The organism is Marivita sp., from assembly GCF_017643905.1.
In the GTDB taxonomy this organism is placed as follows: domain Bacteria; phylum Pseudomonadota; class Alphaproteobacteria; order Rhodobacterales; family Rhodobacteraceae; genus Marivita.
This window is the reverse complement of record NZ_JAEPMO010000035.1, coordinates 1-23,226: the sequence shown is the minus strand read 5'-3', so window position 1 is coordinate 23,226 and position 23,226 is coordinate 1. Positions and strand designations below refer to the sequence as shown.

Here is a 23,226-nt window from a genome sequence, read left to right as displayed (position 1 = left end):
GTCTAAAGACAGGGAACCTTTGTGCTTGGGGCTTTGTCGATGACCGTATACGACCGCTTTGTACCCGCATCCCGACTTGCATGGCCCGCCACTGCATGGCTGTTCGCCTGTGCTCTGGGCAGCGCTGGTCTGGCGGTCATCGCACCTGACGACCTTATCCGCGCCGGACTTTCGGCCACCGCAGCGGCTTGCGGATTGGCGTGTCTCGTTCTGGTCGCACACCAGAAGATCCGAATGTGGTCTGCGGCAAAATCTCTGAAACACATGGCGTTGCTGGTCGAACATGACATAACGCCCTGCCTCGTCACCGATCTGCAAGGAACGATATTGCAGGCCAACAGGGTCGCATCACGAACCTTCAAGATCGCCCCGGAACGGATGCTGCGCGACATCGTGGGTGATCACGTGGCTGATCCGTCAGGTCTCATCCATCGCGTGCAAAGCAACGCTTTGGTCGAGGGGATCGGTTCTGAAAAAATCGTCCTGAAGGATCGGCACCTCAGGCTCGTCGCGCATCAACTTGGCCCGACAGCACTGATGTGGCGGCTCGAACTGGTGTTTGCGCGGGACGACCCGATGACCGCAACCAAGATCACTTACCCCAGCATGACCGTCGGGCGCGCTGGCACGGTTCTTTGGATGAATGCTGCGGCACGGGACCTTGCGGGCGGTCGCGTGCGGGTTGTCGAAGATCTGATCACCGATCCCCCCTTGCGGCCGGGTCAAACCCACCGCGTGCGGTCCCTGGGTGAGGCGCAGGAGTTCACAATCAACGTGCATCCCGCAGGCATGGGGCGCGAAGAAGTGGTGTTTGTGCCCAACATACAGCCCTCGGATACAGCGCCTGACGACATGGGGTTTGAGGCTTTGCCGGTGCCGCTGCTCAAAGTGACGCCGCGCGGCGAGATCAGCAAAGCCAACCGCTGCGCCCGCGACTTGCTGCATGCAGATGACGGAAGCACTCACAGCCTTGCCGACCTGATGGAAGGGCTGGGACGGGCGATCCCGGATTGGCTGGCCGATGCCGCCTCGGGCAAGGGGCTGGGGCGGTCGGAATTCCTCCGACTGACGCGCCCGGACAAAGAGGTTTTTGTTCAGGTCACGCTGGCGCGGGTTATCGAAGATGGCGAAGTACTTCTTGTGGCGGTGCTGAACGACGCAACCGAACTCAAGAGCCTTGAGGCCCAGTTTGTTCAAAGTCAGAAAATGCAGGCAATTGGCCAGCTCGCAGGTGGCGTGGCGCATGACTTCAACAATCTTTTGACTGCAATATCAGGACATTGCGACCTGTTGCTGCTCAGGCATGATCAAGGCGACCCGGATTACGGCGACCTTGTTCAGATCCATCAGAACGCCAATCGCGCAGCAGCGCTTGTCGGGCAATTGCTGGCTTTTTCGCGCAAGCAGACGCTACGGCCTGAACGGCTGGAATTGCGCGATATCCTGTCGGACTTGACGCATCTGCTCAATCGTCTGGTAGGCGAAAAAACGGCACTTGATCTGCGCCAGGCCTCGGGTCTGCCGCCCATTCGCGCCGACAAGCGGCAGTTGGAGCAGGTGATCCTGAACCTCGTCGTCAACGCCCGTGACGCCATGACAAAGGGCGGCACAATCCGGATCGAAACCTCTGAGCGTGTCCTGCACAAACCGATGCAGCACGGGCGCGCTCGGGTGCCCGAAGGAGCCTACGTGGTGGTGCAGGTCAAGGATGATGGGGTCGGCATCGCACCGGACAAGCTCGAAAAGGTGTTCGAGCCTTTCTACACCACAAAACGCACTGGCGAAGGCACGGGGCTTGGCCTGTCCACCGTCTATGGAATCGTGAAGCAAACAGGCGGGTTCATCTTTGTTGACAGCACCTTGGGCAAGGGCAGCATCTTTACCGTCATGTTCCCCGTCTGCGATGATCCGGTGATCGAAGAACCTGTTGTGCCCGACCCGCCACGTGCTGCACCGACGCGGTTCGGTGAAGGGGTTGTGCTGCTGGTCGAGGATGAAGCGCCGGTGCGGGCCTTTGCATCACGCGCTTTGGCCCATCGCGGCTTCCGCGTGATCGAAGCAAGCACCGCCGAAGACGCGCTTGATTTGCTGAAAGACGCGGACCTTAAGGTCGATGTCTTTGTAACGGATGTTGTCATGCCCGGCCTCGACGGGCCAAGCTGGGTGCGCAAGGCCCGCAAGATGCGGCCGGATGTGCCGGTGGTGTTCATGTCCGGCTACGCGGAAGACGTGTTCAAGTCACAAGGCGCACGGATCGAAGCCTCGGCATTCCTGGCCAAGCCGTTCTCGCTGACGGAACTGACCTCGATCGTCAATCAGCAATTGGCGACACTCCCGGCACCAACTCCGGGTGCAGACGCTCACCCCTGACTGCCCCGCACCGGAATCGACTCCCACAGCGTAAATTCCGCCGCTCTTTCCCGCCGCACCAGGGCTTCGACGTCGGGTGAGGCCTGCAAATCGAGACGAGGTGAAACATTCACGCTTGGAATGTCGGGCAGATCACCAAGGCGTTCGGCAAGAAAGGCGCGCAACCCGGCCTGATCCTCGTAGCGGAAGAAATGCGACACCGCCGTTCCGTTGGGCCGCGCCTCGACGAATTTTGCCTGATTGCCGACATTGGCGAAGGCAGGCGGAGTGTCCTCACAACTGGCTTTAAGAAACGCGTCAAAGCTGTGCCCCTTGGTCGAAGTCGGTCGACCGTCAAGCGCCGGGCGCTGCCTGTATCGGTACCAGCTGCCCAGCCAATCCAGCGGTTCCCGGATGACCGCCACCAACTCCATCTCTGCCGCTCCCATCTTCTCGAACATGGGGCGGAAGAATCGATTGTACCGATAGACCGGCTCGTGTTTGAGCTCGGGCGGATCGGTGACCACCATGGACGCGCGCGGGCCAAGAGCCTGCGTATAGGCATGGGTGCCCGTCTTGGGCACCGACAACAGCACAAGCCGTTCGTTCCAAAACACCAACATATGCGCCGCTCCGATCCTTTTTGTGGCGTCATAAACCACTCCTTAACCAAAGCGCGCAACAGTGCTTGTGAAAATAAACATTGAAATGTTCGCGTTATGATCTCATAAAGCACGAGAACAAGAGGCGAACAAAAGCAGCAATTGCCGCCCCGGACGGGGTGTGGAATAAGGATCAAAAGCAATGGCAACGGCAGATCTTCTTACCATGGACAGCAAGCGGGACGCGAACAAACAAAAGGCGCTCGATTCGGCGTTGGCACAGATCGAACGCCAGTTCGGCAAAGGCTCGATCATGAAGCTGGGTGGCGACAATGCCATGCGCGACATCGAGGCGACATCGACCGGATCGCTTGGTCTGGACATCGCGCTTGGCATCGGCGGTTTGCCCAAGGGTCGGATCATCGAAATCTACGGCCCTGAAAGCTCGGGCAAGACCACGCTCACGCTGCATTCCGTGGCCGAAGAGCAGAAAAAAGGCGGCGTCTGCGCCTTTGTCGATGCAGAACACGCGCTTGACCCGCAATACGCGAAAAAGCTGGGTGTCGACCTGAACGAATTGCTGATTTCCCAGCCTGACACCGGTGAACAGGCACTTGAGATTGTGGATACGCTGGTGCGTTCCGGCGCAGTCAGCCTCGTGGTGGTCGACTCGGTTGCGGCCCTGACCCCGAAATCCGAGCTTGAAGGCGATATGGGCGACAGCAGCGTCGGTGTGCATGCCCGCCTGATGAGCCAGGCGATGCGCAAGCTGACAAGCTCGATTTCCCGTTCGAACTGCATGGTCATCTTCATCAACCAGATCCGTATGAAGATCGGTGTGATGTTCGGCAGCCCCGAAACCACCACCGGCGGCAACGCGCTCAAGTTCTACAGCTCGGTCCGTCTGGACATCCGCCGCATCGGGTCGATCAAGGACCGCGACGAAGTGGTCGGCAACGCGACCCGCGTAAAAGTCGTCAAGAACAAGGTGGCACCGCCCTTCAAGCAGGTGGAATTCGACATCATGTATGGCGAAGGCATCTCGAAAACCGGGGAATTGATCGACCTTGGCGTCAAGGCCGGCGTGGTCGAGAAATCGGGTGCCTGGTACTCCTACGGCGACGAACGGATCGGGCAAGGGCGCGAAAACGCCAAGACATTCCTCAAGGAAAACACCGCGATGGCGCTGGAGATCGAAGACAAGATCCGCGCAGCTCACGGGCTCGATTTCGACATGTCCTCGTCCGATGACGACGAAACACCGGACGACATCATCGATAACTGATCTCACGCAGATGGCGACTGCAGAAACGCCCCGGGTTCAGACATGAATCCGAGAATACTTTGAACAGGGTGGCGGATGCGCCACCCTGTTTCCGTTTCAGCGTGACCTCTGCTGTGGACAGCCCCTCTGGCAAGGGCTATTTCAGGCCGAACCCGGATTGCCCGGACCCCGAATACCTTGCAGGTCAGGTCACACATGCCCACGCTGAACGATATCCGCTCCACGTTTCTGAATTACTTTGAAAAACAGGGTCACGAGGTTGTCGCCTCAAGTCCGCTTGTGCCCCGCAACGACCCGACACTCATGTTCGCGAACTCGGGCATGGTGCAGTTCAAGAACCTGTTTACCGGCGTCGAACATCGCGACTACAAGCGCGCGACCACCGCGCAGAAATGTGTACGCGCGGGCGGCAAACACAATGACCTCGACAACGTGGGCTACACCGCGCGGCACCATACCTTCTTTGAAATGCTGGGGAATTTCAGCTTTGGCGACTACTTTAAGGAAGAGGCGATTCCGTTTGCATGGGAGCTGATCACCAAACATTTCGGCATCCCGGCCGAGCGTTTGTATGTCACGATCTACCACACCGATGACGAAGCCTTCGAGATCTGGAAAAAGGTCGGCGTGCCGGAAAGCCGGATCATCCGCATCGCCACATCGGACAATTTCTGGCAGATGGGCCCAACCGGCCCTTGCGGCCCCTGCACCGAGATTTTCTACGACCATGGCGACCACATCTGGGGTGGCCCTCCGGGAAGCCCCGAGGAAGATGGCGACCGGTTCATCGAGATCTGGAACATCGTTTTCATGCAGAACGAGCAGTTCGAGGATGGCTCGATGCGGGCGCTCGATATGCAGTCGATCGACACAGGCATGGGTCTTGAGCGGATTGGCGCGCTCTTGCAGGGCAGCCACGACAATTACAACACCGACACGATGCGCGCGCTGATCGAGGCGTCGGCGGATGTGACATCAAGCGACCCCGATGGTCCGGGCAAGACGCATCATCGTGTGATCGCCGATCACCTGCGGTCCACCTCGTTCCTCATCGCCGATGGCGTGATGCCGTCGAACGACGGGCGCGGTTACGTTCTGCGCCGGATCATGCGCCGTGCGATGCGTCATGCGCATTTGCTGGGCTCTCAGGATCCGGTCATGCACAAGTTGGTCCCGGCGCTTGTTCGCCAGATGGGTGCGGCCTATCCGGAACTGCCGCGCGCACAGGCCCTGATCGAGGAAACGCTGCGGTTGGAAGAAACGCGGTTCAAGCAGACGCTGGATCGTGGCCTCAAACTGCTGGACGAGGAATTGGCCGGGCTGGGCGACGATGCCCCACTGCCGGGCGCTGCCGCGTTCAAACTGTATGACACCTACGGCTTCCCGCTGGACCTGACGCAGGATGCGCTGCGCGAAAAGGGCCGGACGGTGGATACCGACGGGTTCGATGCGGCGATGGCGGAACAGAAGGCCAAGGCACGTGCAGCATGGTCGGGCACAGGCGAATCCGCCGATCTCGCGATCTGGTTCGATCTGGCGGAAACCCACGGTGCAACTGATTTTCTTGGCTATGACACCGAGACCGCCGAAGGACAGATGCTGGCGCTGATCAGGGATGGCGCGGTGGTGGATGCGTTGGCGACGGGCGACTCCGGTTGGATCGTGCTGAACCAGACGCCGTTCTATGGTGAATCCGGTGGTCAGGTGGGCGACACGGGCTGGCTGCGCCGCCTTGAAGACGAAGACGATCAGGCCGACGTGACCGACACCCAGCGCATGGGAGGCGGCAAGGTGTTCGCGCATCACGTGACCATCAAAAGCGGGACGTTCAAGAAGGGTGAGGCGGTTCAGCTTGAGGTGGATCACCGCCGCCGCACGTCGATCCGTGCGAACCATTCGGCCACGCACCTGCTGCACGAGGCGCTGCGCCGCGCGCTTGGCGATCACGTCGCGCAGCGCGGGTCGCTTAATGCGCCGGATCGGCTGCGGTTCGATTTCAGCCATGGCAAGGCACTGACGCAGGACGAACTGCGGCAGGTCGAGGCCGAGGTGAACGCCTATATCCGCCAGAACGCGCCCGTCGAGACCCGGATCATGACCCCGGATGACGCCCGCGCCATCGGGGCGCAGGCTCTGTTCGGCGAGAAATACGGCGACGAGGTGCGCGTCGTGTCGATGGGCACGCAAACCGGTTCGGGCAAGGGCGCGGATGGCAACACATACTCGCTGGAGCTGTGCGGCGGCACCCATGTGCGGCGCACGGGCGACATCGGTGTGTTCGTCACTTTGGGCGATTCCGCATCCAGCGCGGGTGTCCGCCGGATCGAGGCGCTGACCGGGGCGGATGCGTTCCGCTACCTGTCCGAGCAGGATCACCGTCTGGCCGAAGTGGCGCTGGAGCTGAAGGCACAGGCCACGGACGTGCCCGCACGGGTGCGTGCGCTGCTGGACGAGCGCAAGGCACTGTCGAACGAGGTGGCACAGTTGCGCCGCGAACTGGCGATGGCTGGCGGTTCGGGGCAGGGCGGCGGTGCCGAGGCCCGCGAGGTGAATGGCGTGAAATTCCTCGCTCAGGTGCTGTCGGGTGTGTCGGGCAAGGACCTGCCGCCGCTGATTGACGAACACAAGTCACGCATCGGATCTGGCGCGGTTCTGTTGATCGCAGACACAGGCGACAAGGCGGCTGTGGCGGCGGGCGTGACCTCGGATCTGACTGGGGCCATTTCCGCAGTTGATCTGGTCAAAGCGGCTGTGACAGAATTGGGTGGCAAGGGCGGCGGTGGCCGTCCGGACATGGCGCAGGGCGGTGGTGCCTCGGCCGAGAATGCCGACGCCGCGATCAAGGCCGCCGAAGCCGTTTTGGGAGGATAAACCATGCCCGCACTTTGGATTGCCCATGTCACGGTGACGGACCCCGAGTCCTACGCAAAATATGCCGAACTGGCCGGTCCCGCGATTGCCAAACACGGCGGGCATTTCATTGCCCGTGGTGGCCGCTATGTGCAGCTTGAAGGGCAGGAACGGCCGCGGAACGTGGTGGCCAAGTTCCCCTCGGTGGAAGCGGCAGAGGCCTGCTACAACAGCCCGGAGTACCAGAAGGCGCTCGATCACGCGCGCGATGCGTCCGAGCGGGAATTGCTGATCGTCGAAACCACCGAGTGATCCCCCTCAAAGACCTGATGTCCCGCCATGCGCAGGACGGATGTCTGGATTGGATCGGCGTGCGCGCCGCGCGGCTTGCCGATCTTGTCTCTCTGAACGAGGTCGAAATCGCACTTGATGGGTTGGGCGGCGATCACGCCCGGCCCGGAAAACGCGCAGTCACCCTGATTCAGGCAGAACATATCCCGGTGATTGCCGCGCTTGCAGGGCACGCGCGCCTTGCGCCGGAAACTCTCAGACGCAATCTGGTTGTGTCCGGTCTGAATCTGTCCGCGCTGCGCGGTGCCGTCATTTCGGTCGGCAGCGCACATCTTTGCATCACAACCGTCTGTGCGCCGTGTTCACGTATGGAAGCGGCTTTGGGTCATGGCGGTTACAGCGCGATGCGCGGCCATGGTGGCTGGTGTGCGGAGGTGGTGAAACCGGGCCGCGCCAGACTGGGCGACCCGGTTTGCGTTGTGGAGCATGACCCGTAATCAGGATCCGGGCGTCTTGGACATCCGCTTGCGTTCGTGCGGGTCAAGGTAGCGCTTGCGAAGGCGGATCGCGTTCGGTGTCACTTCGACCAGTTCGTCGTCGTTGATATAGGCGATGGCCTCTTCCAGCGAGAGCGTGATCGGCGTGGTCAGGCGCACGGCTTCGTCGGTGCCGGAGGCCCGAACGTTGGTGAGCTTTTTACCCTTGAGCGGGTTCACTTCCAGATCATTGTCGCGGCTGTGCTCGCCAATGATCATACCTGTGTAGACGGCTTCCTGCGCACCAATCATCATGCGACCACGGTCTTCGAGGTTCCAAAGCGCATAAGCGACCGAAACACCGTTTTCCATCGAGATCAGAACACCCGCGCGACGGCCCGGAATCGGGCCTTTGTGCGGGGCCCAGCCATGGAAGACGCGGTTCAGAACCCCCGTGCCGCGCGTGTCGGTCAGGAATTCGCCGTGATAGCCGATCAGGCCGCGTGACGGCACATGGGCGATGATGCGGGTCTTGCCTGCACCGGCGGGGCGCATTTCGACCAGTTCGCCCTTGCGTGCGCCGGTCAGCTTTTCGATCACCGCACCGGAATAGTCATCGTCAACGTCGATGGTGGCTTCCTCGATCGGTTCAAGCAGCTTGCCGTTCTCGTCTTCCTTCATGATCACCTGCGGGCGCGAGATCGAGAGCTCAAAACCCTCGCGGCGCATGTTTTCGATCAGAACGCCCATCTGGAGTTCGCCCCGGCCCGACACCTCAAAGGCTTCGCCGCCGGGTGTGTCCTTGATCTTGATCGCGACGTTGGATTCCGCCTCTTTCATCAGGCGGTCACGGATGACGCGGGATTGCACCTTCTTGCCATCACGACCGGCAAGCGGGCTGTCATTGATGCCAAAGGTGACAGTGATGGTGGGCGGATCAATCGGCTGCGCTTCAAGCGGTTCTTCCACAGCCAGCGCACAGATCGTGTCAGCCACGGTGGCCTTTGACATGCCCGCGATGCTGACGATGTCGCCCGCCAACGCCTCTTCGATGTCCTGCATGCCAAGGCCGCGGAACGCCTGAATCTTGGTGACACGGAACTGTTCGATCTTCTGACCCACACGGCTAAGCGCCTGAACCGTGGCACCGACCTTGAGACGGCCGGATTCAACGCGGCCGGTCAGGATGCGGCCCACAAACGGGTCGGAGCCCAGCGTGGTGGCCAGCATGCGGAAATCGTCATTCTGGTGCTTGATCTGCTTGGGTGCAGGCACGTGGTCGACGATCAGCTTGAACAGAGCATCGAGGTTCTTGCGTGGACCTTCAAGCGTGGTGTCGGCCCAGCCGGAACGGCCCGAGGCGTACATGTGCGGGAAATCAAGCTGGTCCTCGTTGGCGTCAAGGTTGGCAAAGAGGTCAAAACACTCGTCCAGCGCGCGGTCGGGTTCAGCGTCGGGCTTGTCGACTTTGTTCAGCACCACGATGGGACGCAGACCAAGCGCCAGCGCCTTGGAGGTCACGAATTTTGTCTGCGGCATCGGGCCTTCGGCGGCGTCCACAAGCAGAACAACGCCGTCAACCATCGACAGGATACGCTCCACCTCACCGCCGAAATCGGCGTGACCGGGGGTGTCGACGATGTTGATGCGCGTGCCTTTCCATTCAACCGAAGTTGCCTTGGCCAGAATGGTGATGCCGCGTTCACGTTCGAGGTCGTTGCTGTCCATTGCACGTTCGGCGACAGCCTGGTTGGCGCGGAACGCGCCCGATTGTTTCAGCAGTTCGTCAACCAGCGTCGTCTTGCCGTGGTCAACGTGAGCGATGATCGCAATGTTGCGAAGGTCCATGAATCTTTGTCTCGTACAGGGAAGAGTTGGCCGGGGGTTACAAGGGACCGTCAAGGAAGGCCAGCAAAAAAGCCCGGTCATATGGGTGTTGCCGTCCAGCCCCCACAGGTTCCTCACGAGAGAGTGACAGGGAACCGGCAATAAAGCACTGACGGCATGGGCTTTTTGGGCGGGCTTTGGCCGGAAAACCGCCCGTTTGAAGAAAGCTCTGCCCATGACGTTGAAACGCGATCAAGGGTGCCGACGTTGAGACAACAGCGCGGCAGGACGCATCCTCGTCTGCCGTGATCAATGAGGCAAACGAGAAAGGAACTCTCATGAAACGCATTCTGCTTGGAACGGCCCTTGTGGCCACAGCAGCAACCTCCGCTTATGCAGGCAGCGCCGATCCGGCTCCTGTGGAGCCGATGATCGTGGAACCGGTCACTGTGGCTCCGGCCCCGATGGGTGGCGACTGGACAGGTGCCTATGGCGGTCTGAGCTTTGGCAATCTGTCTGCTGAGGCCGACGGCGGTCTTGACGACAGCGAAGCGGTCTATGGCGTCTTCGGTGGCTATGACTATGACTTCGGTCAATTCGTGGTTGGTGGTGAACTCGATTACCAGACCGGCGAAGACATCCAGTTGGGCGGGATCGAGGTCGACGACATCCTGCGTGCGAAGGTCCGTGGCGGCTACGACCTTGGCCAGACATTGGTTTATGCCACCGTCGGTGCGGCACAGCTGAACACCAATATCGGCGATGATACCGGCTTCGTTGGCGGTCTGGGTGTCGAATACAAAGTGACCGAGCAGTTCACCGTGGGTGGAGAATACCTTGCCCACCGCTTTGACGATTTCGACGGGACAGGCGTCGATGTCGATGCAGACACGGTGTCGATCCGGGGCAGCTTCCGCTTCTGAGGTCACTCTTGGTCGTACGGCACGAAACGCGCATCGGTCCCTCCGGTGCGCGTTTTTTTAATGGGTTGCGGTGCCCGAGAAGAGGTTGATCACCAGTATGCCCGCCATGATCAGGCCAATCCCGAGGGTCGCCGCCAGATCGAGCTTCTGCCCAAAAACCGCAAATCCGATGACCGCGATGAACACGATCCCCATGCCTGACCACATGGCGTAGGCGATACCGACCGGAAAGGTCCTGAGCGCGATGGCGAGAAGATAGAACGCCACCCCATACGCCACCACCACAATGACCGAGGGCAGGGGGCGGCTGAACTGCTGGCTGGCCTGCAACGCGGTGGTGCCGATGGTTTCCGCCAGCACGGCGAAGATGAGGATGACATAGGGCATGGCTATCTCCTGTGGGACAGGAACTTCATGGCCCAAAGCGTCCGGGGGGACCAGCCCCCCGGAGCACTTCTTCAGGTCAATTCAGATGAATGTTGAACCGGCTGCGGATTACGGCGTCGACATCCGGCGCAAACCGGGCGCGGGCGGGTTTCGACAGGATCATCTCTTTCCGCTCGGTCGCCTTGTTCACGAGGATCGGCTGGCCTTGCTCCACCCACTCCTTGGGCGACGCGCGGTTGCCAAGAACCGGGTAGACGTAATCGCGCTGCATCCGGTTCAACGTGTCATCGCTGCCAAGATAATGGCCCGGTCCACCAAGACATGTGGCGCGCATGACCTCAAGGCTCAGGTCGTCCTCGGTCACTTCGATCCCGCGCACACAGCGCATCGCCTGACCGATCAGGTCATCGCCCAAAATCAGGCTTTCGTGACAGAAGCCCAGAAGCGAGGCATGCATCCCGGCGGCCTCGTACACCATGTTCAGGCCAGCAAGCCCCGCCATGACGTTGGAACACATCTGTTCCCAGCCCGCCTGCATATCCGGCAGCTTGGCATCGGCAATCCCTGCCGCCGCACCTCCACACAGGCCATAGTAGCGGTGCATCTGTGCGCAGCCCGCCGTCAACAGCGCCTGTTCGCCAGATCCGCCCGACATGGCACCTGTGCGCAAATCCGACACGAAGGGCCATGTGCCGAAGATAACCGGATGGCCGGGCGCCATGGCGTTGACATAGACCACACCTGCCAGACATTCCGCAACCGCCTGCACGATGGCCCCGGCGATCGACGCAGGGGCGGTCGCCCCGGCCTGACCCGCGCTGAGCAGCAGCACCGGCATACCGCCGCGGATACAGGCCTCCATGACCTGACAGGCCTCGGTCGCGAATTTCATCGGCGGCACGACAAAGCAGTTCGAGTTCGACACGAAGGGCCGGGCGCGCCATGCGTCTTCGCCCCCTGCGATCAGGTGCAATAGTTCGAACGCGTCGGGCACAAAGGACGGTTCGGTAAAGGACACGCCGACATGTTTGTAGGTACCGGAACAGCAAGCATAGATGGTGTTGAGGTCCATCTCCTTGTTGTCCAGAATATCCCGCGCCACCATCGGACGCTGCAGGAAATGGATGTTGTCCAACTGGTCCGCGATGCGGGCGGCGTCGTGCAGATCCTGCACCGTGCTTTCGCGGTAATGTCCGGTCTCCACGTCGACCATGTGCACCGCAGCACCAGCCGTCCCGTAATGGACGCGGGTGCCCGAGAGGTCGAGGTCATAGAGCGGATCGCGACCGCACAGGGTCACGGACCGATTGGTGAGTGCCAGCATGTCTTCGACCAGCGCACGCGGGAAACGGATGCGGCCATCGTCACCCAGCACCGCTCCGGCGTTGGTCATGATCTCGATGCCCGAGGCCGGGGCTTCGGATAGGCCGATCTCTTCCAGAGCGGTCAGGGCGGCATTGTGGATGCGGTCCATATCCGCAGGGTCAAGCGGCGTGTAACGGCCACCGGACATGCCCGCACGGATGGGGCGCAGGTTGTCGGCGAGCGGATTTGCGCGTGCTTCACGCCGGGCAGCACGGCCACCAGCGCGACGAGGGGACAGATCAGTCATGGGATGTCTCTTGTGAAGGGGAATGCTGGGTCGGATCAGAAGGCAAACCGATCAGGGACGACCCCGGGCAGCGCGTCCCCGCCGCGCCCCGATGGTGCGCAGAACAAGTGTCAGGGCGGAACGATCACCGCGCATCTGCATCTCCATATTGATGGAAAGATGCTGCCTTCAGCGTGCCTCGCAATCTGCGCTGATTGCGACAAGGTGTCGTTTTTGTCTGTTTCTTGTGCAGAAGCGGATCAGGATCGCGCCATGTAACGATCGCGGCGGTGGTTCACGGTGATGATCAGGTTCAGAATCACCGCTCCCAGAAGCGACCAGATCACCACCTCCGCTGGAAGAATCCAAAAGGCGAAGCCGAACACGAAGACGTCAAACAACAGCTGCGTGTTTCCTGCCTGAATGCCACGTGTGTCCTGCAACCAAAGCGCCACCACACCCACACCGCCCAGTGTTGCCCCATGCCGGATCAGCGACAAAAGCCCGATCCCCGCCAACACGCCACCCACCACCGCGCTAAGTGCCGGGTGCACCATGTCGAGGGTTAGAACATAGGGGAAAAGCTCGGAGATCGTGGACATCAGCGCGACCGCGGCAAAGGTCTTGAGCGTGAAGGTCCAGCCAAGCTGATAGACCGCAAGAATGTAGAAGGGCAGGTTCAGTACGAAGAAGACCGCCCCGAAAGGCCAGTTGGTTGCATAGCTTGTAATCAAAGCAAACCCGGCAATTTGCCCGGTGATCAGGTTGGCCTGAGACAGGAACTGGATCGCAAGCGCCACAAGGGTAGCCCCGATCAGGATGCCCTGGATGTCTTCAAGAACCGTGTGACGGTCTGCGGGTGGTTTGCTAAGCAGAAACATAGGTCAGCAATTATGACATATTTTCCGAATGTCAAGTCGCTCACCACCGGCCAGAGGCACCACCCCCGCCAGATCGTCCGCCTCCGAAACTGCCCCCGGATGACGACGACACACGGGACACCGTGAAGGGGCGCACGTCGCGGTAGCTGCATTGACTGCACCGAGTGATCGCCTCGCCGGCGCCTTCGCTGGTCTTCGTCGCCTTGCGCAAGGTCTTTCGCGTTCGGTTCAGGGCGCGGCTTCCGCAATTGGGGCAGCTCTGAAACCGGGTCAGAAGATCGCCCAGAAACCGGCGTCCGGAGATCAGCAGCGCCCCCATGACCGCAACGAAGACCATCCACGGCGTGAATTCCCCGTCGGACGCCGGTGCGTCAGAGCCTTCCGAGAACGGCAGGGCGATGGAGGCGATCACATCTTCGACCCCGTCGATGATCCCTTTGGCGTAGTCCCCCTGCTCGAACGCCGGCAGGAAGGAGCGGTTGATCACATTGCGCGACACCCGGTCCCAGTCGCGGGCATAACCTGCACCCAGTTCGATCCGCATGGCGCGGTCTTCGGACAGGACCAGCACAAGGATGCCGTCATTGCGGGTGGCGTTGCCGATGCCCCAATGGTTGAAGAGGCCCGTTGCAAAATCCTCGAGCGATTGCGCGGGCGCATAGGGCGCTTGCGAGCGCAGGGTCAGAACCGCGAATTCGATCCCGGTATCGCGCCGCAACCCCTCCAGCCGGGCATCCAGCGCAACCTCCTGCGCATTTGTCAATAAGTCGGCGCGATCGGTGATCGTCGTCCGGTCGTAGTCCGGATAGGTCTGTGCCCAGAGCGGGGTTGCCAGAAAGAGAAGGACCGCCAACCACCGCATCGTTCTTACCCCGTCAGAGCCGAATTCAACCGTTCATCCAGCTTTTCGAGGAAACCCATCGTGGTCAACCAGCTTTGCTGTGGTCCGACCAGCAAGGCCAGATCCTTGGTCATGTACCCGGCTTCGACCGTTTCCACGACCACCCGTTCCAGCGTTTCCGCAAAGGCGCGCAGGCTGATGTTCTCGTCCAGCTTGGCCCTGTGCTTAAGCGCGCCGGTCCATGCGTAGATCGACGCGATGGAATTGGTCGAGGTCTGTTCCCCCGCCTGATGCTGGCGATAGTGGCGGGTGACCGTGCCGTGGGCGGCTTCGGCCTCGACGATCTTGCCGTCGGGGGTCATCAGCACCGAGGACATCATCCCCAATGACCCGAACCCCTGTGCCACAGTGTCAGACTGCACGTCGCCGTCGTAGTTCTTGCAGGCCCAGACAAACCCGCCCGACCATTTGAGCGCAGACGCGACCATGTCGTCGATCAGGCGGTGCTGGTATTCGATGCCCTTGGCCTCGAAGGCGTCGCGGAATTCGGTGTCGTAGATGTGCTGGAAGATCTCAAGAAAGCGACCATCATACTGTTTCAGAATGGTATTCTTGGTGGACAGGTAGACCGGCCAGCCGATGTTAAGCCCGTAGTTGAACGACGCGCGCGCAAAATCGGTGATCGAGTCGTCGAGGTTGTACATGCCCATGAACACGCCCGCAGACGGCGCGTCATAGACATCGCGTTCGATCACCGTGCCATCTTCGCCGACGAATTTCATCGTCAGTTTCCCCGCACCGGGGAACTTGAAATCCGTAGCCTTGTACTGATCGCCAAATGCGTGGCGGCCAACGACGATGGGCTTCGTCCAGCCCGGCACAAGGCGCGGCACGTTGCGGCAGATGATCGGCTGGCGGAAGATCACACCGCCAAGGATGTTCCGGATCGTGCCGTTGGGCGATCGCCACATCTGTTTGAGGCCAAACTCCTCGACCCGCGCCTCGTCCGGGGTGATGGTCGCGCATTTGACGGCGACACCCACCTCTTTGGTCTTTTCTGCCGCGTCGATGGTGATCTGGTCATTGGTGCGATCCCGCTCCTCGATCCCGAGATCGTAGTAGAGCAGGTCTATGTCCAGATAGGGCAGGATCAGCTTCTTCTTGATGAAATCCCATATGATCCGGGTCATTTCATCGCCATCCATTTCAACGATGGGGTTATCGACTTTGATTTTCGACATTGGAGGTTCCCTTTCCTTTGTCGGGTCAGTGGGTGCCCAGGAACGGCGACATTTGCGCCTCGGCTTTCATCATCAACTGCGTCAAGTACAATGCCAACACTGCATTGAGGAACATGGCAGCCGCCAGCGGAATCGGGGTGCCGTCGAACAAAAGCCCGACCGGGATCGCCAGTGTGACGCCGACGACCGTGGCGACGGCTCCGATCACGCTTGCCGCCATGCCCGCGATATGGCCCATCGGTTCCTGTGCGATGGCCATAAGATTGCCCAGCGTCATGCCAGCCTGAAAGAAGACGGTGATTTGCCAGATCACAAACAGCGAGAAGTAGAGCGTGTCCGGGATATACCCGGCACCGGCGGCATAGCCGATGGCCACCATGAGGGCCGAAAACCCAACCTGCGCCAGCAGCATGGCGCGGACAAGGAACATCATGCCCAGCCGCATCACAAGGCTGGCATTCAGAAAGCCCGACGAGCCCGCGACAATTGCGACAAAGCCGAACCAGATCGCAAAGGTGTCGGCGCGGCCAAAGGTGATGTCGTAGATCTGCTGAACGCTCGACAGCATGGCAAAGAGCATGGAAAAGCACAGGCTTTGCACGAGGATCGACAGGCGCACGACAGGATGGGCGAACATCTCGACCACCGCGCTGCGCAAAGAGTGAAAGCGGAACGGACGGCGATCCTCAAACGCCAGTGTCTCGGGCAAGCGCAGCGCAAGCCAAACCGCCGAAATCACGGAAAAGATCATGAACCCGTAGAACACGGCGCGCCAACTGTAGGCGTCGATTACAATCGCGCCCAGAAACGGGGCGATGGCAGGCACCAGCGTGAAAATGATCATGATGAGCGACACGATCTGCGCCATGCCGCGCCCCATATAGAGGTCGCGCACAACGGCCATGGCAACAACGCGCGGTCCGGCAGCCCCGATCCCCTGACACACCCGTGCGATCAGCAACACTTCCAGCGTTTGCGCTTGTGATGCGACAAACGCGCTGACCGTGTACAGCACGGCCCCCCAAAGCATGACCGGTTTGCGCCCGAACGTGTCAGACAGCGGGCCAGTGAAGAAGGTGCCAAGCCCCATGCCCATGACAAACATGGTCAGGATCAACTGCGCCTTGTTGATGTTGTCCGGCGTCAATTCCTCTGCGATTTGCGGCAGGGCGGGCAACATGGCGTCGATGGACAGCGCAACGGTTGCCGCCAGCATCGCCATCAATGCAATGAATTCTGTGCGCGGCATGGCGTTCTGCATGAGACTGTCCTGAAAGTGTGGTGACAGCCCTAACAGCACTTTTACCGAGGGAACAGACCGGGCGACCGTTATTGGTGTCGCGATGCCGGGGACGGTTCAGGCTCGCTGGGATTGTCGTCGGTATTGGCGGTTTCATCTGGTTCTTGAAACCGCGCGACAAGCCATTCGGTATGCTCTTCGCGTTTGCGCATGGCAAACATGCCGAATTGTTGAATGGTCACCGCAAAGACGCCGAGGCCGACAAAAATGAAAACGGTCGTGCCGATTTTCCCAAGCGCGGTTGCCGGCACAAGATTGCCATAGCCCACGGTCGACAGGGTCACGACGGTAAAGAAATATGAATCGAGCCAGCTCCACCCTTCAGCCCAGCGGAAGAACACTGTCCCACCCGCGACAATCGCCGCGAGGGTCACAACCAGCGTGATGACGCGGAAGGGAAACTGCATCGCTCAGGACGCGGTTTGCGCCAGATCGTCCATGACTTGCAGCCAAAGCTCGGTCGGTTGCGCGCCGGGAACGGCATGTTGGCTGGCCACGATGAAGGTCGGCACCGATGTCACCCCCATTCCGCGCGCGGCAGCGTCGCGGTCTACGATTTCGCGGCGGTCTTCGTCGGTGGCGAGAAGGCGCAGAACGACACTGGCATCCATGCCGCAGGAATCCGCGATGTCGGCCAACACGTCAGCCGCACCGATATCGCGGCCTTCGACGAAATATGCGGTAAACAGGGCATCGACGACGGCGTTCTGATGGCCTTCGATCCCCGCCCAGTGAATAAGGCGGTGCGCATCCAAGGTATTGGGTGTCTTTTCAATGGCTTCAAAGTTGATCTTCAACCCAGCCTTTTCGGCATGTTGCACCACGGGCGCATAAGCGCGGACCGCGCCTTCCTTGCCACCGAACTTGGCTTCGAGATAGGCGCGGCGATCCATGCCTTCTTTCGGCATGTCCGGGTTCAACTGGAACGGATGCCATGTGATCAGGAAAGGATGATCCGGGCGCTGCGCCAGCGCGCGGTCAAAGTTGGTCTTGCCGATATAGCACCACGGGCAAATCGGGTCGGACATGATGTCGAGCTTGACCATGTGTCATTCCTTTGCAGTCGTTGAGGACGGTCTAACAGACTGTCACGCGATTGATAAGCGCGGGTCAGAGCGTTGTCTGGTCCGGCAAGGCCCGGCGCAACAGTTTGTTATTCGCATTGCGGGGCAGGGACGCGATGCGCGAGTAAAGACGCGGTTGTTTGTATCGGGCAAGGCGTTCGGCGGCAAAGGCGTTCAGGCTGTCGGCATCCAAGGCATGATCGGCCACGTAGTAGGCGGCGACGATGCGGGTGTCCGCTTTGATTTCGATATCGGTGACGCCGACCTCGTGGATGTCGGGATGGGTCAGCAACGCGGCTTCGACCTCAAGCGGGCTGACACGGTAGCCGCCTGCATTCATCATGTCGTCAGCCCGGCCATGATAGAGAATGTCTTTGTTTTCAGTCATTTCCCCCATATCGCCCGTCAGGAACCAGTCCCCCTGAAAGCGCGCGGCGGTCTCTTCTGGCTGGTTCAGATAACCAAGCATCAATCCCGGATCATTGCGATGGACGGCGATGATACCGGGGGTGGCGAATGGAGCGGGGCCAGTGTCCCCTATGATCGCCACGCGGCGGCCCTGTTGAGGCCAGCCAAGGCTTTCGGGGGGAAGGTCAGGCGATCCCGGCGGCGCGGAAATGAAGGTCGAGCATTCGGACATGCCGAACGCCTCGTAGACTCGGGTGCCCGTCGAGGTCAGCCACGCGTCGCGGATCGAGGCGGGCAGCTTTTCTCCTGCGGAAAGACCATGGCGCAGTTTGGGAAGATCAAGCTCACCCAATTTCAGGACATTACGATAAATCCCTGGCGCTGCTGCGAAAATCGTTGCCTCATGGCGCTTGAGCAAGAGCGGGATCTGCGCGTGATCAACCCCTTGAGCCGGGATCAGGGCCGTTGCGCCCTTTGTCCACGGGTCCAAAAGGCCAGTGCCCAGCGTGTAGGTCCAGTTGAACGCGCCGGCGTGCATCAGGCGGTCGGACTCGGTCAATCCGTACCAGCCGTCCATCATCATGCCCCGCGCCCAAATCGCGCGGTGGGCGTGGCAGACGGCACGGGGTTTGCCCGATGTGCCGGAGGTGAAGATGATATAGGCGAGGCGGTTCGGATCGCCGTAGTCGTAGGCGGCGGGGGGCAAACCGTACCATTCGAACATCTGATCCGTACGGATCACCTGTACGGTTGCCGGACAGGCGGTCTGGCCGTCATGCAGAACCGCGGCCGGACCCGTCATGTCGATCAACACCTGCACCTCGGGCTCGGTGAGCTGGGACGAGGTGGGAATGGGCACGATACCGACCGCGATGGCTGCAAGATAGGCGACCGGAAATTCGACCGAATTGCCCACCCGCATCAGCATCCTGTCACCCGGTTTCAATCCGCTGTCCAGAAAGCCGGTCCCGGTGCCAAGGATGGCGCTGCGCAGGCGGTCAAAGCTCCAGCGTTGGGCACCGGTGGGTTTGACCACGGCCAGCGCGATCTTGTCCGGCACACGGTCAGCCGCGGCCAGAACATGGGCGGTCAGGTTGAAATTCTGCGGGCAGGGCGGCCAGTGGCCGGTGTCGAAAAGCGAGGTCATGGCAACAGCCCTAGGCCGCAATTGACAGCGCCGCAAGCGCCGGTTGCCCGAACGGAAGGCCATGCTTATAGATGACTTCATGACTCATGATCCAAAGAACCTGATCCGCATTGCGCGGGACACCGGAAGCCACGATCAGCCCGAACCGCTGAACCTGGGCGAGCGCGTGCGCGACCTGCGCAAGGCGCGGAACTGGACTCTCGAACAGGCCGCGCAGCAGGCGGGGCTGGCACGCTCGACCTTGTCGAAGATCGAGAACGGGCAGATGTCGCCCACCTACGACGCGCTGAAAAAGCTGGCCATTGGATTGCAGATCAGCGTGCCGCAGTTGTTCACGCCTCCGCAGCGGGAAAAGGTGAATGGCCGAATGGTGATGACCCCCAACGGAAAGGGCCAGCACCACGCCACGACCACTTATGAGCACGAGCTATTAGCGGAATCCCTGACCAAGAAGCAGATGCTGCCCTATCGCGCGCGGGTGCGGGCGCGGTCGGTCGACGAGTTTGACGGCTGGGTCCGCCATGACGGCGAGGAATTCCTGTATGTCCTGACCGGGGTGATCCGGCTCTACACCGAGTTCTACGAACCAGTGGAGATGCGCCGCGGGGACAGTGCCTATTACGATGCCACGATGGGGCATAACGTGATTTCGGTGTCAGACGACGACGCCAGCATCCTGTGGGTCACATCGCTGACGTCTTGATCCGGGATCGACCCCGCAAGACGGTCAGCAACATTGAGAGAAGCCGAACCGCTTCAGAACCATGACTGTACGGTGCGGGACGTGGTCGAGATATCCTGACCGATCCCGTCAACCGTGGCACAGGCGCTGAGCGCGCCTGCGATCACAATCAGCAGAGTGCATGCTCGCATGGTTCACTCCTCTTCCCACCACCAGACATCGGGCTGCCAGCCGATCCAGTCGCCATAGATCGGGATGTCGGTCGGATATTTCAACTGTTTCGCATGTGCGATGCGGCTGATGTTCCACTGGTAGATCGGGATGACATACCGGCCCGTGGTGAGTACCCGGTCCAGCGCGCGGGTGGCCGCGATGAAATCCTCGCGTGTGTCCGAATTGAGGATCTCGTCGATCATTGCTTCGGCAGCGGGCGAACACATGCCCATCCAGTTGCGTGTGCCGGGGGCTTCGACGCCGTCGCAGCCCCAGTACAGCTTCTGTTCGTTGCCGGGGCTGAGAGACATGCCCCAGCGGTTGTAGCTCATGTCGAAATCGTAGTTGTTGGTGCGTTCCTTGAACTGCGCCGCGTCGATCGTGGTGATCGTCGGAGTGATGCCGACCCGTTCCAGCGACTGGGTGTACAGGTCGATGATCGACTGTTCTTCGGTGCTGCCTTGCTGGAGCAGGATCTCGAAGGTGAAGGGCTGTCCATCGGGGCCAACCATCTGGCCGTCGGTGATCGTGTAGCCGGCCTCTTCCATCAGGTCGATGGCGGCGCGGATGTTGCCACGGTTGCGTTCGGTGCCATCGCTGACCGGCAGGGCGTAACCGTCTAGCGCGCCAGGCAGCAGGTCTGCGGCGAAAGGTTCGAGCAGATCGCGCTCGCGTCCCTCGGCGGGGCCGTCCTGCATCCCCAGCACGGAGTTTGAGAAGTAGGACGTGATGCGCGGCTGTTTGGAGCCGGTCATGGTTTCGTTGATGAATTCGAAATTGAACGCATGCAGCATCGCATCACGCACACGCCAGTCCTTGAACTGGTCGCGGCGGGTGTTCATCACGAACCCGGTCATGCCTGACGGACGTTCATGTGGGATCACCGACTTGACCACATCGCCGCTGTCGATGGCGGGGAAGTCGTACTGAGTGTCCCATTTCTCGACATTGAATTCGCGGCTGGAGTTCAGCGCACCGGCCTTGAACGCCTCGAACATGGCAGTTCCGTCGCCGTAGAATTCCATGCGGATCTCATCCAGGTTCGCCTGACCGCGCATGAAGTTGACGTCTTTGCCCCAGTAGTCGGGATTGCGTTTGAGGCTGACAAAGCGGCCCGCCTCGAAATCGTCGATCACGTAAGGGGCGGTAGAGATCGGCACCTCGTCGATGCCGGAAGCGTCGAATTCCTTGCCCTCCCACTGGGCCTTTTTCAGGATCGGGCGCATGCCGATTAGAAGCGCCATTTCCGGATCGTCTTCGTTGAAGGTGAAGCGGATGCTGCGCGGACCGGTCTGCTCCATCGACGCGACTTTTTTCCACGCGCCGTGGTAGCGGGGGTGACCGATTGTGCCGAGGGTCTCATAAGACCACATCACGTCTTCTACGGTAAGCGGCGTGCCATCCGAGAACGCGGCTTCTTCGCGAAGGACAAATTCGACCCAATCTCGATCCTCGCCCACCTCAATCGATTCGGCGAGAAGACCGTAGAGCGTGAACGGTTCGTCCCAGTTTCGGCCCATCAGGCTTTCATAGGCGAGGAACCGGAGCTGCCACGGGGTCGAGCCTTTGGAGATATGCGGGTTGAGGCTGTCGAAGCTGCCAACCTCACCAGTCACGATGCGTCCCCCCTTTGGCGCATCCGGGTTTGCATAGGGCAGGGACACAAAATCCGGTGGCAGTTCGGGGTCCCCATACATAGCTATGCCGTGCTGCGGGTCTGCCGCGCCCGATTGCGCGCTAAGCGCGAGTGCCAATGCGGCAATGCTGATGTGCCTTTTCAGGAATAAAACCGATCTCATTTTCGCAACAATCCCTGTCTGCCCTTATTTTGTTGTCTGAGAACGTAACTGGGCTTTTGAGGCTTTTCAAACTTTTAGCTTGGATCACCGCGAAGAATTGCCTATAAAGGAGTTACTGCTCGATAGGTTTCTTGCCTGTATGAAACCTGCCTCAATAACTTAACCCCGGCTTCGTGCCGGGGTTTTTTTCTGTCTGATGACCAGCCGTTCTGCAAGGATGACGCAGCAGCAGGAGAGGTGAGATGGACAGCTTGACCCAAGTTCTAAAGGCCTATGGCGATGCGTGGTGCGAAGTCGATGCCGAAAAACGGCGGGCGCTTCTGGAAATCGCGTGGGCAGACGATGGGCTTTATCAGGATCCCGGCAGCGAGGCACGGGGCGCGATTCGCTGCATGCGCTGATCGGGCGTGTTTTGGCCGGATTTCCCGGAGGACGAATCGAACTGACCTCGGGGGTGGATGCGCATCACGACCGCATTCGGTTTGCATGGCGCATGGTGATGGCGGATGGGACGGTTCCGATCCAGGGGATCGACTGTGGTCGGGTCGACGCAGATGGCCGCCTGATGGAGATCATCGGCTTTTTTGGAGCGCAGCCGCCAGAGGTGTGAACCAACATCCTTCCTTTGTGTTATGCACATGCAGCATGTAGCATGCTGCACAAGCAAAAGACCAAGGAAGGAGCGATCATGTCGCTGAAAGGGAAAACTGCTGTCATCACCGGATCGAATTCCGGGATCGGGTTGGGCGTTGCACATGAAATGGCCCGTGCCGGCGCGGACGTGGTGATCAATTCGTTCACCGACCGGGACGAGGATCATGCGCTCGCTGCGGAGATCGCCAAGGAGCATGGCGTCACTGTGCGCTATATCCAGGCCGATATGTCGAAGCCCGACCACTGCCGCGCGCTGATCGAACAGGCGGGGGCCTGCGATATTCTGGTGAACAATGCGGGCATCCAGCATGTCGCCCCGATTGACGAGTTCCCGATTGAGAAATGGGACGCGATCATCGCCATCAACCTCAGCTCGGCCTTTCACACCACCGCAGTTGCATTGCCGATGATGCGC

Annotated in this window: 23 protein-coding genes; 10 read left to right on the top strand and 13 right to left on the bottom strand. The window is 60.4% G+C overall.

Annotated elements, in window-relative coordinates; genetic code table 11:
• Positions 1-39: 39 nt before the first annotated feature.
• A complete protein-coding gene (locus JJ869_RS07555; protein WP_292265740.1) occupies positions 40-2,370 on the top strand; it encodes an ATP-binding protein in 2,331 nt (776 codons plus the stop codon).
• Here the strand turns inward: JJ869_RS07555 and JJ869_RS07550 are convergent.
• A complete protein-coding gene (locus JJ869_RS07550; protein ID WP_292265737.1) occupies positions 2,361-2,972 on the bottom strand; it encodes a gamma-glutamyl kinase in 612 nt (203 codons plus the stop codon). The genes JJ869_RS07555 and JJ869_RS07550 overlap by 10 nt on opposite strands.
• A 181-nt stretch (positions 2,973-3,153) precedes the next feature.
• On the opposite strand from JJ869_RS07550, the gene recA reads away from it, so the two are divergent.
• From recA to JJ869_RS07530, 4 genes are all read left to right on the top strand, one after another.
• Positions 3,154-4,236: a recombinase RecA gene (recA, locus tag JJ869_RS07545; RefSeq protein WP_292265736.1), complete on the top strand. Its 1,083-nt coding sequence runs from the start codon at positions 3,154-3,156 to the stop codon at positions 4,234-4,236.
• Between the two features lie 195 nt (positions 4,237-4,431).
• A complete protein-coding gene (gene alaS, locus JJ869_RS07540; RefSeq protein ID WP_292265733.1) occupies positions 4,432-7,107 on the top strand; it encodes an alanine--tRNA ligase in 2,676 nt (891 codons plus the stop codon).
• A 3-nt stretch (positions 7,108-7,110) separates the two neighbouring features.
• Positions 7,111-7,398 (top strand): DUF1330 domain-containing protein, encoded by a 288-nt coding sequence (locus JJ869_RS07535; RefSeq protein WP_292265730.1) that lies wholly within the window; start codon positions 7,111-7,113, stop codon positions 7,396-7,398.
• Positions 7,395-7,874 carry an MOSC domain-containing protein gene (locus tag JJ869_RS07530; protein WP_292265728.1) on the top strand — a complete coding sequence of 160 codons (480 nt, stop codon included), beginning with the start codon at positions 7,395-7,397 and terminating at the stop codon, positions 7,872-7,874. The genes JJ869_RS07535 and JJ869_RS07530 overlap by 4 nt, the downstream gene beginning before the upstream one ends.
• On the opposite strand, the gene typA is transcribed toward JJ869_RS07530, so the two are convergent.
• Positions 7,875-9,701 (bottom strand): translational GTPase TypA, encoded by a 1,827-nt coding sequence (typA, locus tag JJ869_RS07525; RefSeq protein ID WP_292265727.1) that lies wholly within the window; start codon positions 9,699-9,701, stop codon positions 7,875-7,877.
• A 317-nt stretch (positions 9,702-10,018) separates the two neighbouring features.
• Between typA and JJ869_RS07520 the strand changes: the two genes are divergently transcribed.
• Positions 10,019-10,603 carry a porin family protein gene (locus tag JJ869_RS07520; protein WP_292265725.1) on the top strand — a complete coding sequence of 195 codons (585 nt, stop codon included), beginning with the start codon at positions 10,019-10,021 and terminating at the stop codon, positions 10,601-10,603.
• Positions 10,604-10,660: 57 nt separating this feature from the next.
• On the opposite strand, the gene JJ869_RS07515 is transcribed toward JJ869_RS07520, so the two are convergent.
• The 9 genes from JJ869_RS07515 to JJ869_RS07475 form a co-directional block, all read right to left on the bottom strand.
• Entirely contained in the window at positions 10,661-10,990 is a 330-nt protein-coding gene (locus JJ869_RS07515; protein ID WP_292265724.1) for an SMR family transporter, read from the bottom strand.
• A 76-nt stretch (positions 10,991-11,066) separates the two neighbouring features.
• Entirely contained in the window at positions 11,067-12,602 is a 1,536-nt protein-coding gene (locus JJ869_RS07510; protein WP_292265722.1) for a trimethylamine methyltransferase family protein, read from the bottom strand.
• Between the two features lie 239 nt (positions 12,603-12,841).
• Positions 12,842-13,462: a YitT family protein gene (locus tag JJ869_RS07505; protein WP_292265720.1), complete on the bottom strand. Its 621-nt coding sequence runs from the start codon at positions 13,460-13,462 to the stop codon at positions 12,842-12,844.
• A 40-nt stretch (positions 13,463-13,502) separates the two neighbouring features.
• Positions 13,503-14,315: a YgcG family protein gene (locus JJ869_RS07500; protein WP_292265717.1), complete on the bottom strand. Its 813-nt coding sequence runs from the start codon at positions 14,313-14,315 to the stop codon at positions 13,503-13,505.
• 14 nt (positions 14,316-14,329) lie between these two features.
• Entirely contained in the window at positions 14,330-15,544 is a 1,215-nt protein-coding gene (locus JJ869_RS07495; RefSeq protein WP_292265716.1) for an NADP-dependent isocitrate dehydrogenase, read from the bottom strand.
• Positions 15,545-15,569: 25 nt separating this feature from the next.
• Positions 15,570-16,805: a multidrug effflux MFS transporter gene (locus JJ869_RS07490; RefSeq protein WP_292265713.1), complete on the bottom strand. Its 1,236-nt coding sequence runs from the start codon at positions 16,803-16,805 to the stop codon at positions 15,570-15,572.
• A 68-nt stretch (positions 16,806-16,873) separates the two neighbouring features.
• Positions 16,874-17,251: a potassium channel family protein gene (locus JJ869_RS07485; RefSeq protein WP_292265710.1), complete on the bottom strand. Its 378-nt coding sequence runs from the start codon at positions 17,249-17,251 to the stop codon at positions 16,874-16,876.
• 3 nt (positions 17,252-17,254) lie between these two features.
• Positions 17,255-17,890 (bottom strand): DsbA family oxidoreductase, encoded by a 636-nt coding sequence (locus JJ869_RS07480; RefSeq protein WP_292265708.1) that lies wholly within the window; start codon positions 17,888-17,890, stop codon positions 17,255-17,257.
• A 64-nt stretch (positions 17,891-17,954) separates the two neighbouring features.
• On the bottom strand, positions 17,955-19,463 hold the full coding sequence (locus JJ869_RS07475) for a class I adenylate-forming enzyme family protein (protein WP_292265706.1): 1,509 nt from the start codon (positions 19,461-19,463) through the stop codon (positions 17,955-17,957).
• 79 nt (positions 19,464-19,542) lie between these two features.
• On the opposite strand from JJ869_RS07475, the gene JJ869_RS07470 reads away from it, so the two are divergent.
• The gene (locus JJ869_RS07470; RefSeq protein WP_292265705.1) at positions 19,543-20,166 is read left to right on the top strand and encodes an XRE family transcriptional regulator; all 624 of its coding nucleotides are present in this window, start codon (positions 19,543-19,545) and stop codon (positions 20,164-20,166) included.
• 53 nt (positions 20,167-20,219) lie between these two features.
• On the opposite strand, the gene JJ869_RS07465 is transcribed toward JJ869_RS07470, so the two are convergent.
• Both JJ869_RS07465 and JJ869_RS07460 read right to left on the bottom strand, forming a co-directional pair.
• Positions 20,220-20,336, bottom strand: coding sequence for an entericidin EcnA/B family protein (locus JJ869_RS07465; protein ID WP_292265703.1), 117 nt, complete (start codon positions 20,334-20,336; stop codon positions 20,220-20,222).
• Between the two features lie 3 nt (positions 20,337-20,339).
• Positions 20,340-22,055: an extracellular solute-binding protein gene (locus JJ869_RS07460; protein WP_292265757.1), complete on the bottom strand. Its 1,716-nt coding sequence runs from the start codon at positions 22,053-22,055 to the stop codon at positions 20,340-20,342.
• 344 nt (positions 22,056-22,399) lie between these two features.
• Here JJ869_RS07460 and JJ869_RS07455 point away from each other — a divergent pair, with 344 nt between their 5' ends.
• From JJ869_RS07455 to JJ869_RS07445, 3 genes are all read left to right on the top strand, one after another.
• Positions 22,400-22,558: a hypothetical protein gene (locus tag JJ869_RS07455; RefSeq protein WP_292265700.1), complete on the top strand. Its 159-nt coding sequence runs from the start codon at positions 22,400-22,402 to the stop codon at positions 22,556-22,558.
• An 11-nt stretch (positions 22,559-22,569) separates the two neighbouring features.
• Positions 22,570-22,767 (top strand): hypothetical protein, encoded by a 198-nt coding sequence (locus JJ869_RS07450; RefSeq protein ID WP_292265698.1) that lies wholly within the window; start codon positions 22,570-22,572, stop codon positions 22,765-22,767.
• Between the two features lie 78 nt (positions 22,768-22,845).
• On the top strand, positions 22,846-23,226 hold a 381-nt coding region (locus JJ869_RS07445; RefSeq protein ID WP_292265696.1), incomplete at its 3' end, for an SDR family NAD(P)-dependent oxidoreductase.

Bases quoted from the DNA above. Each gene is read 5' to 3' on its own strand.
- JJ869_RS07555 (WP_292265740.1), top strand. From the start codon at position 40: ATGACCGTATACGACCGCTTTGTACCCGCATCCCGACTTGCATGGCCC.
- JJ869_RS07550 (WP_292265737.1), bottom strand. From the start codon at position 2,972: ATGTTGGTGTTTTGGAACGAACGGCTTGTGCTGTTGTCGGTGCCCAAG.
- recA (WP_292265736.1), top strand. From the start codon at position 3,154: ATGGCAACGGCAGATCTTCTTACCATGGACAGCAAGCGGGACGCGAAC.
- alaS (WP_292265733.1), top strand. From the start codon at position 4,432: ATGCCCACGCTGAACGATATCCGCTCCACGTTTCTGAATTACTTTGAA.
- JJ869_RS07535 (WP_292265730.1), top strand. From the start codon at position 7,111: ATGCCCGCACTTTGGATTGCCCATGTCACGGTGACGGACCCCGAGTCC.
- typA (WP_292265727.1), bottom strand. From the start codon at position 9,701: ATGGACCTTCGCAACATTGCGATCATCGCTCACGTTGACCACGGCAAG.
- JJ869_RS07520 (WP_292265725.1), top strand. From the start codon at position 10,019: ATGAAACGCATTCTGCTTGGAACGGCCCTTGTGGCCACAGCAGCAACC.
- JJ869_RS07515 (WP_292265724.1), bottom strand. From the start codon at position 10,990: ATGCCCTATGTCATCCTCATCTTCGCCGTGCTGGCGGAAACCATCGGC.
- JJ869_RS07510 (WP_292265722.1), bottom strand. From the start codon at position 12,602: ATGACTGATCTGTCCCCTCGTCGCGCTGGTGGCCGTGCTGCCCGGCGT.
- JJ869_RS07505 (WP_292265720.1), bottom strand. From the start codon at position 13,462: ATGTTTCTGCTTAGCAAACCACCCGCAGACCGTCACACGGTTCTTGAA.
- JJ869_RS07495 (WP_292265716.1), bottom strand. From the start codon at position 15,544: ATGTCGAAAATCAAAGTCGATAACCCCATCGTTGAAATGGATGGCGAT.
- JJ869_RS07490 (WP_292265713.1), bottom strand. From the start codon at position 16,805: ATGCAGAACGCCATGCCGCGCACAGAATTCATTGCATTGATGGCGATG.
- JJ869_RS07485 (WP_292265710.1), bottom strand. From the start codon at position 17,251: ATGCAGTTTCCCTTCCGCGTCATCACGCTGGTTGTGACCCTCGCGGCG.
- JJ869_RS07480 (WP_292265708.1), bottom strand. From the start codon at position 17,890: ATGGTCAAGCTCGACATCATGTCCGACCCGATTTGCCCGTGGTGCTAT.
- JJ869_RS07475 (WP_292265706.1), bottom strand. From the start codon at position 19,463: ATGACCTCGCTTTTCGACACCGGCCACTGGCCGCCCTGCCCGCAGAAT.
- JJ869_RS07470 (WP_292265705.1), top strand. From the start codon at position 19,543: ATGACTCATGATCCAAAGAACCTGATCCGCATTGCGCGGGACACCGGA.
- JJ869_RS07465 (WP_292265703.1), bottom strand. From the start codon at position 20,336: ATGCGAGCATGCACTCTGCTGATTGTGATCGCAGGCGCGCTCAGCGCC.
- JJ869_RS07460 (WP_292265757.1), bottom strand. From the start codon at position 22,055: ATGTATGGGGACCCCGAACTGCCACCGGATTTTGTGTCCCTGCCCTAT.
- JJ869_RS07455 (WP_292265700.1), top strand. From the start codon at position 22,400: ATGGACAGCTTGACCCAAGTTCTAAAGGCCTATGGCGATGCGTGGTGC.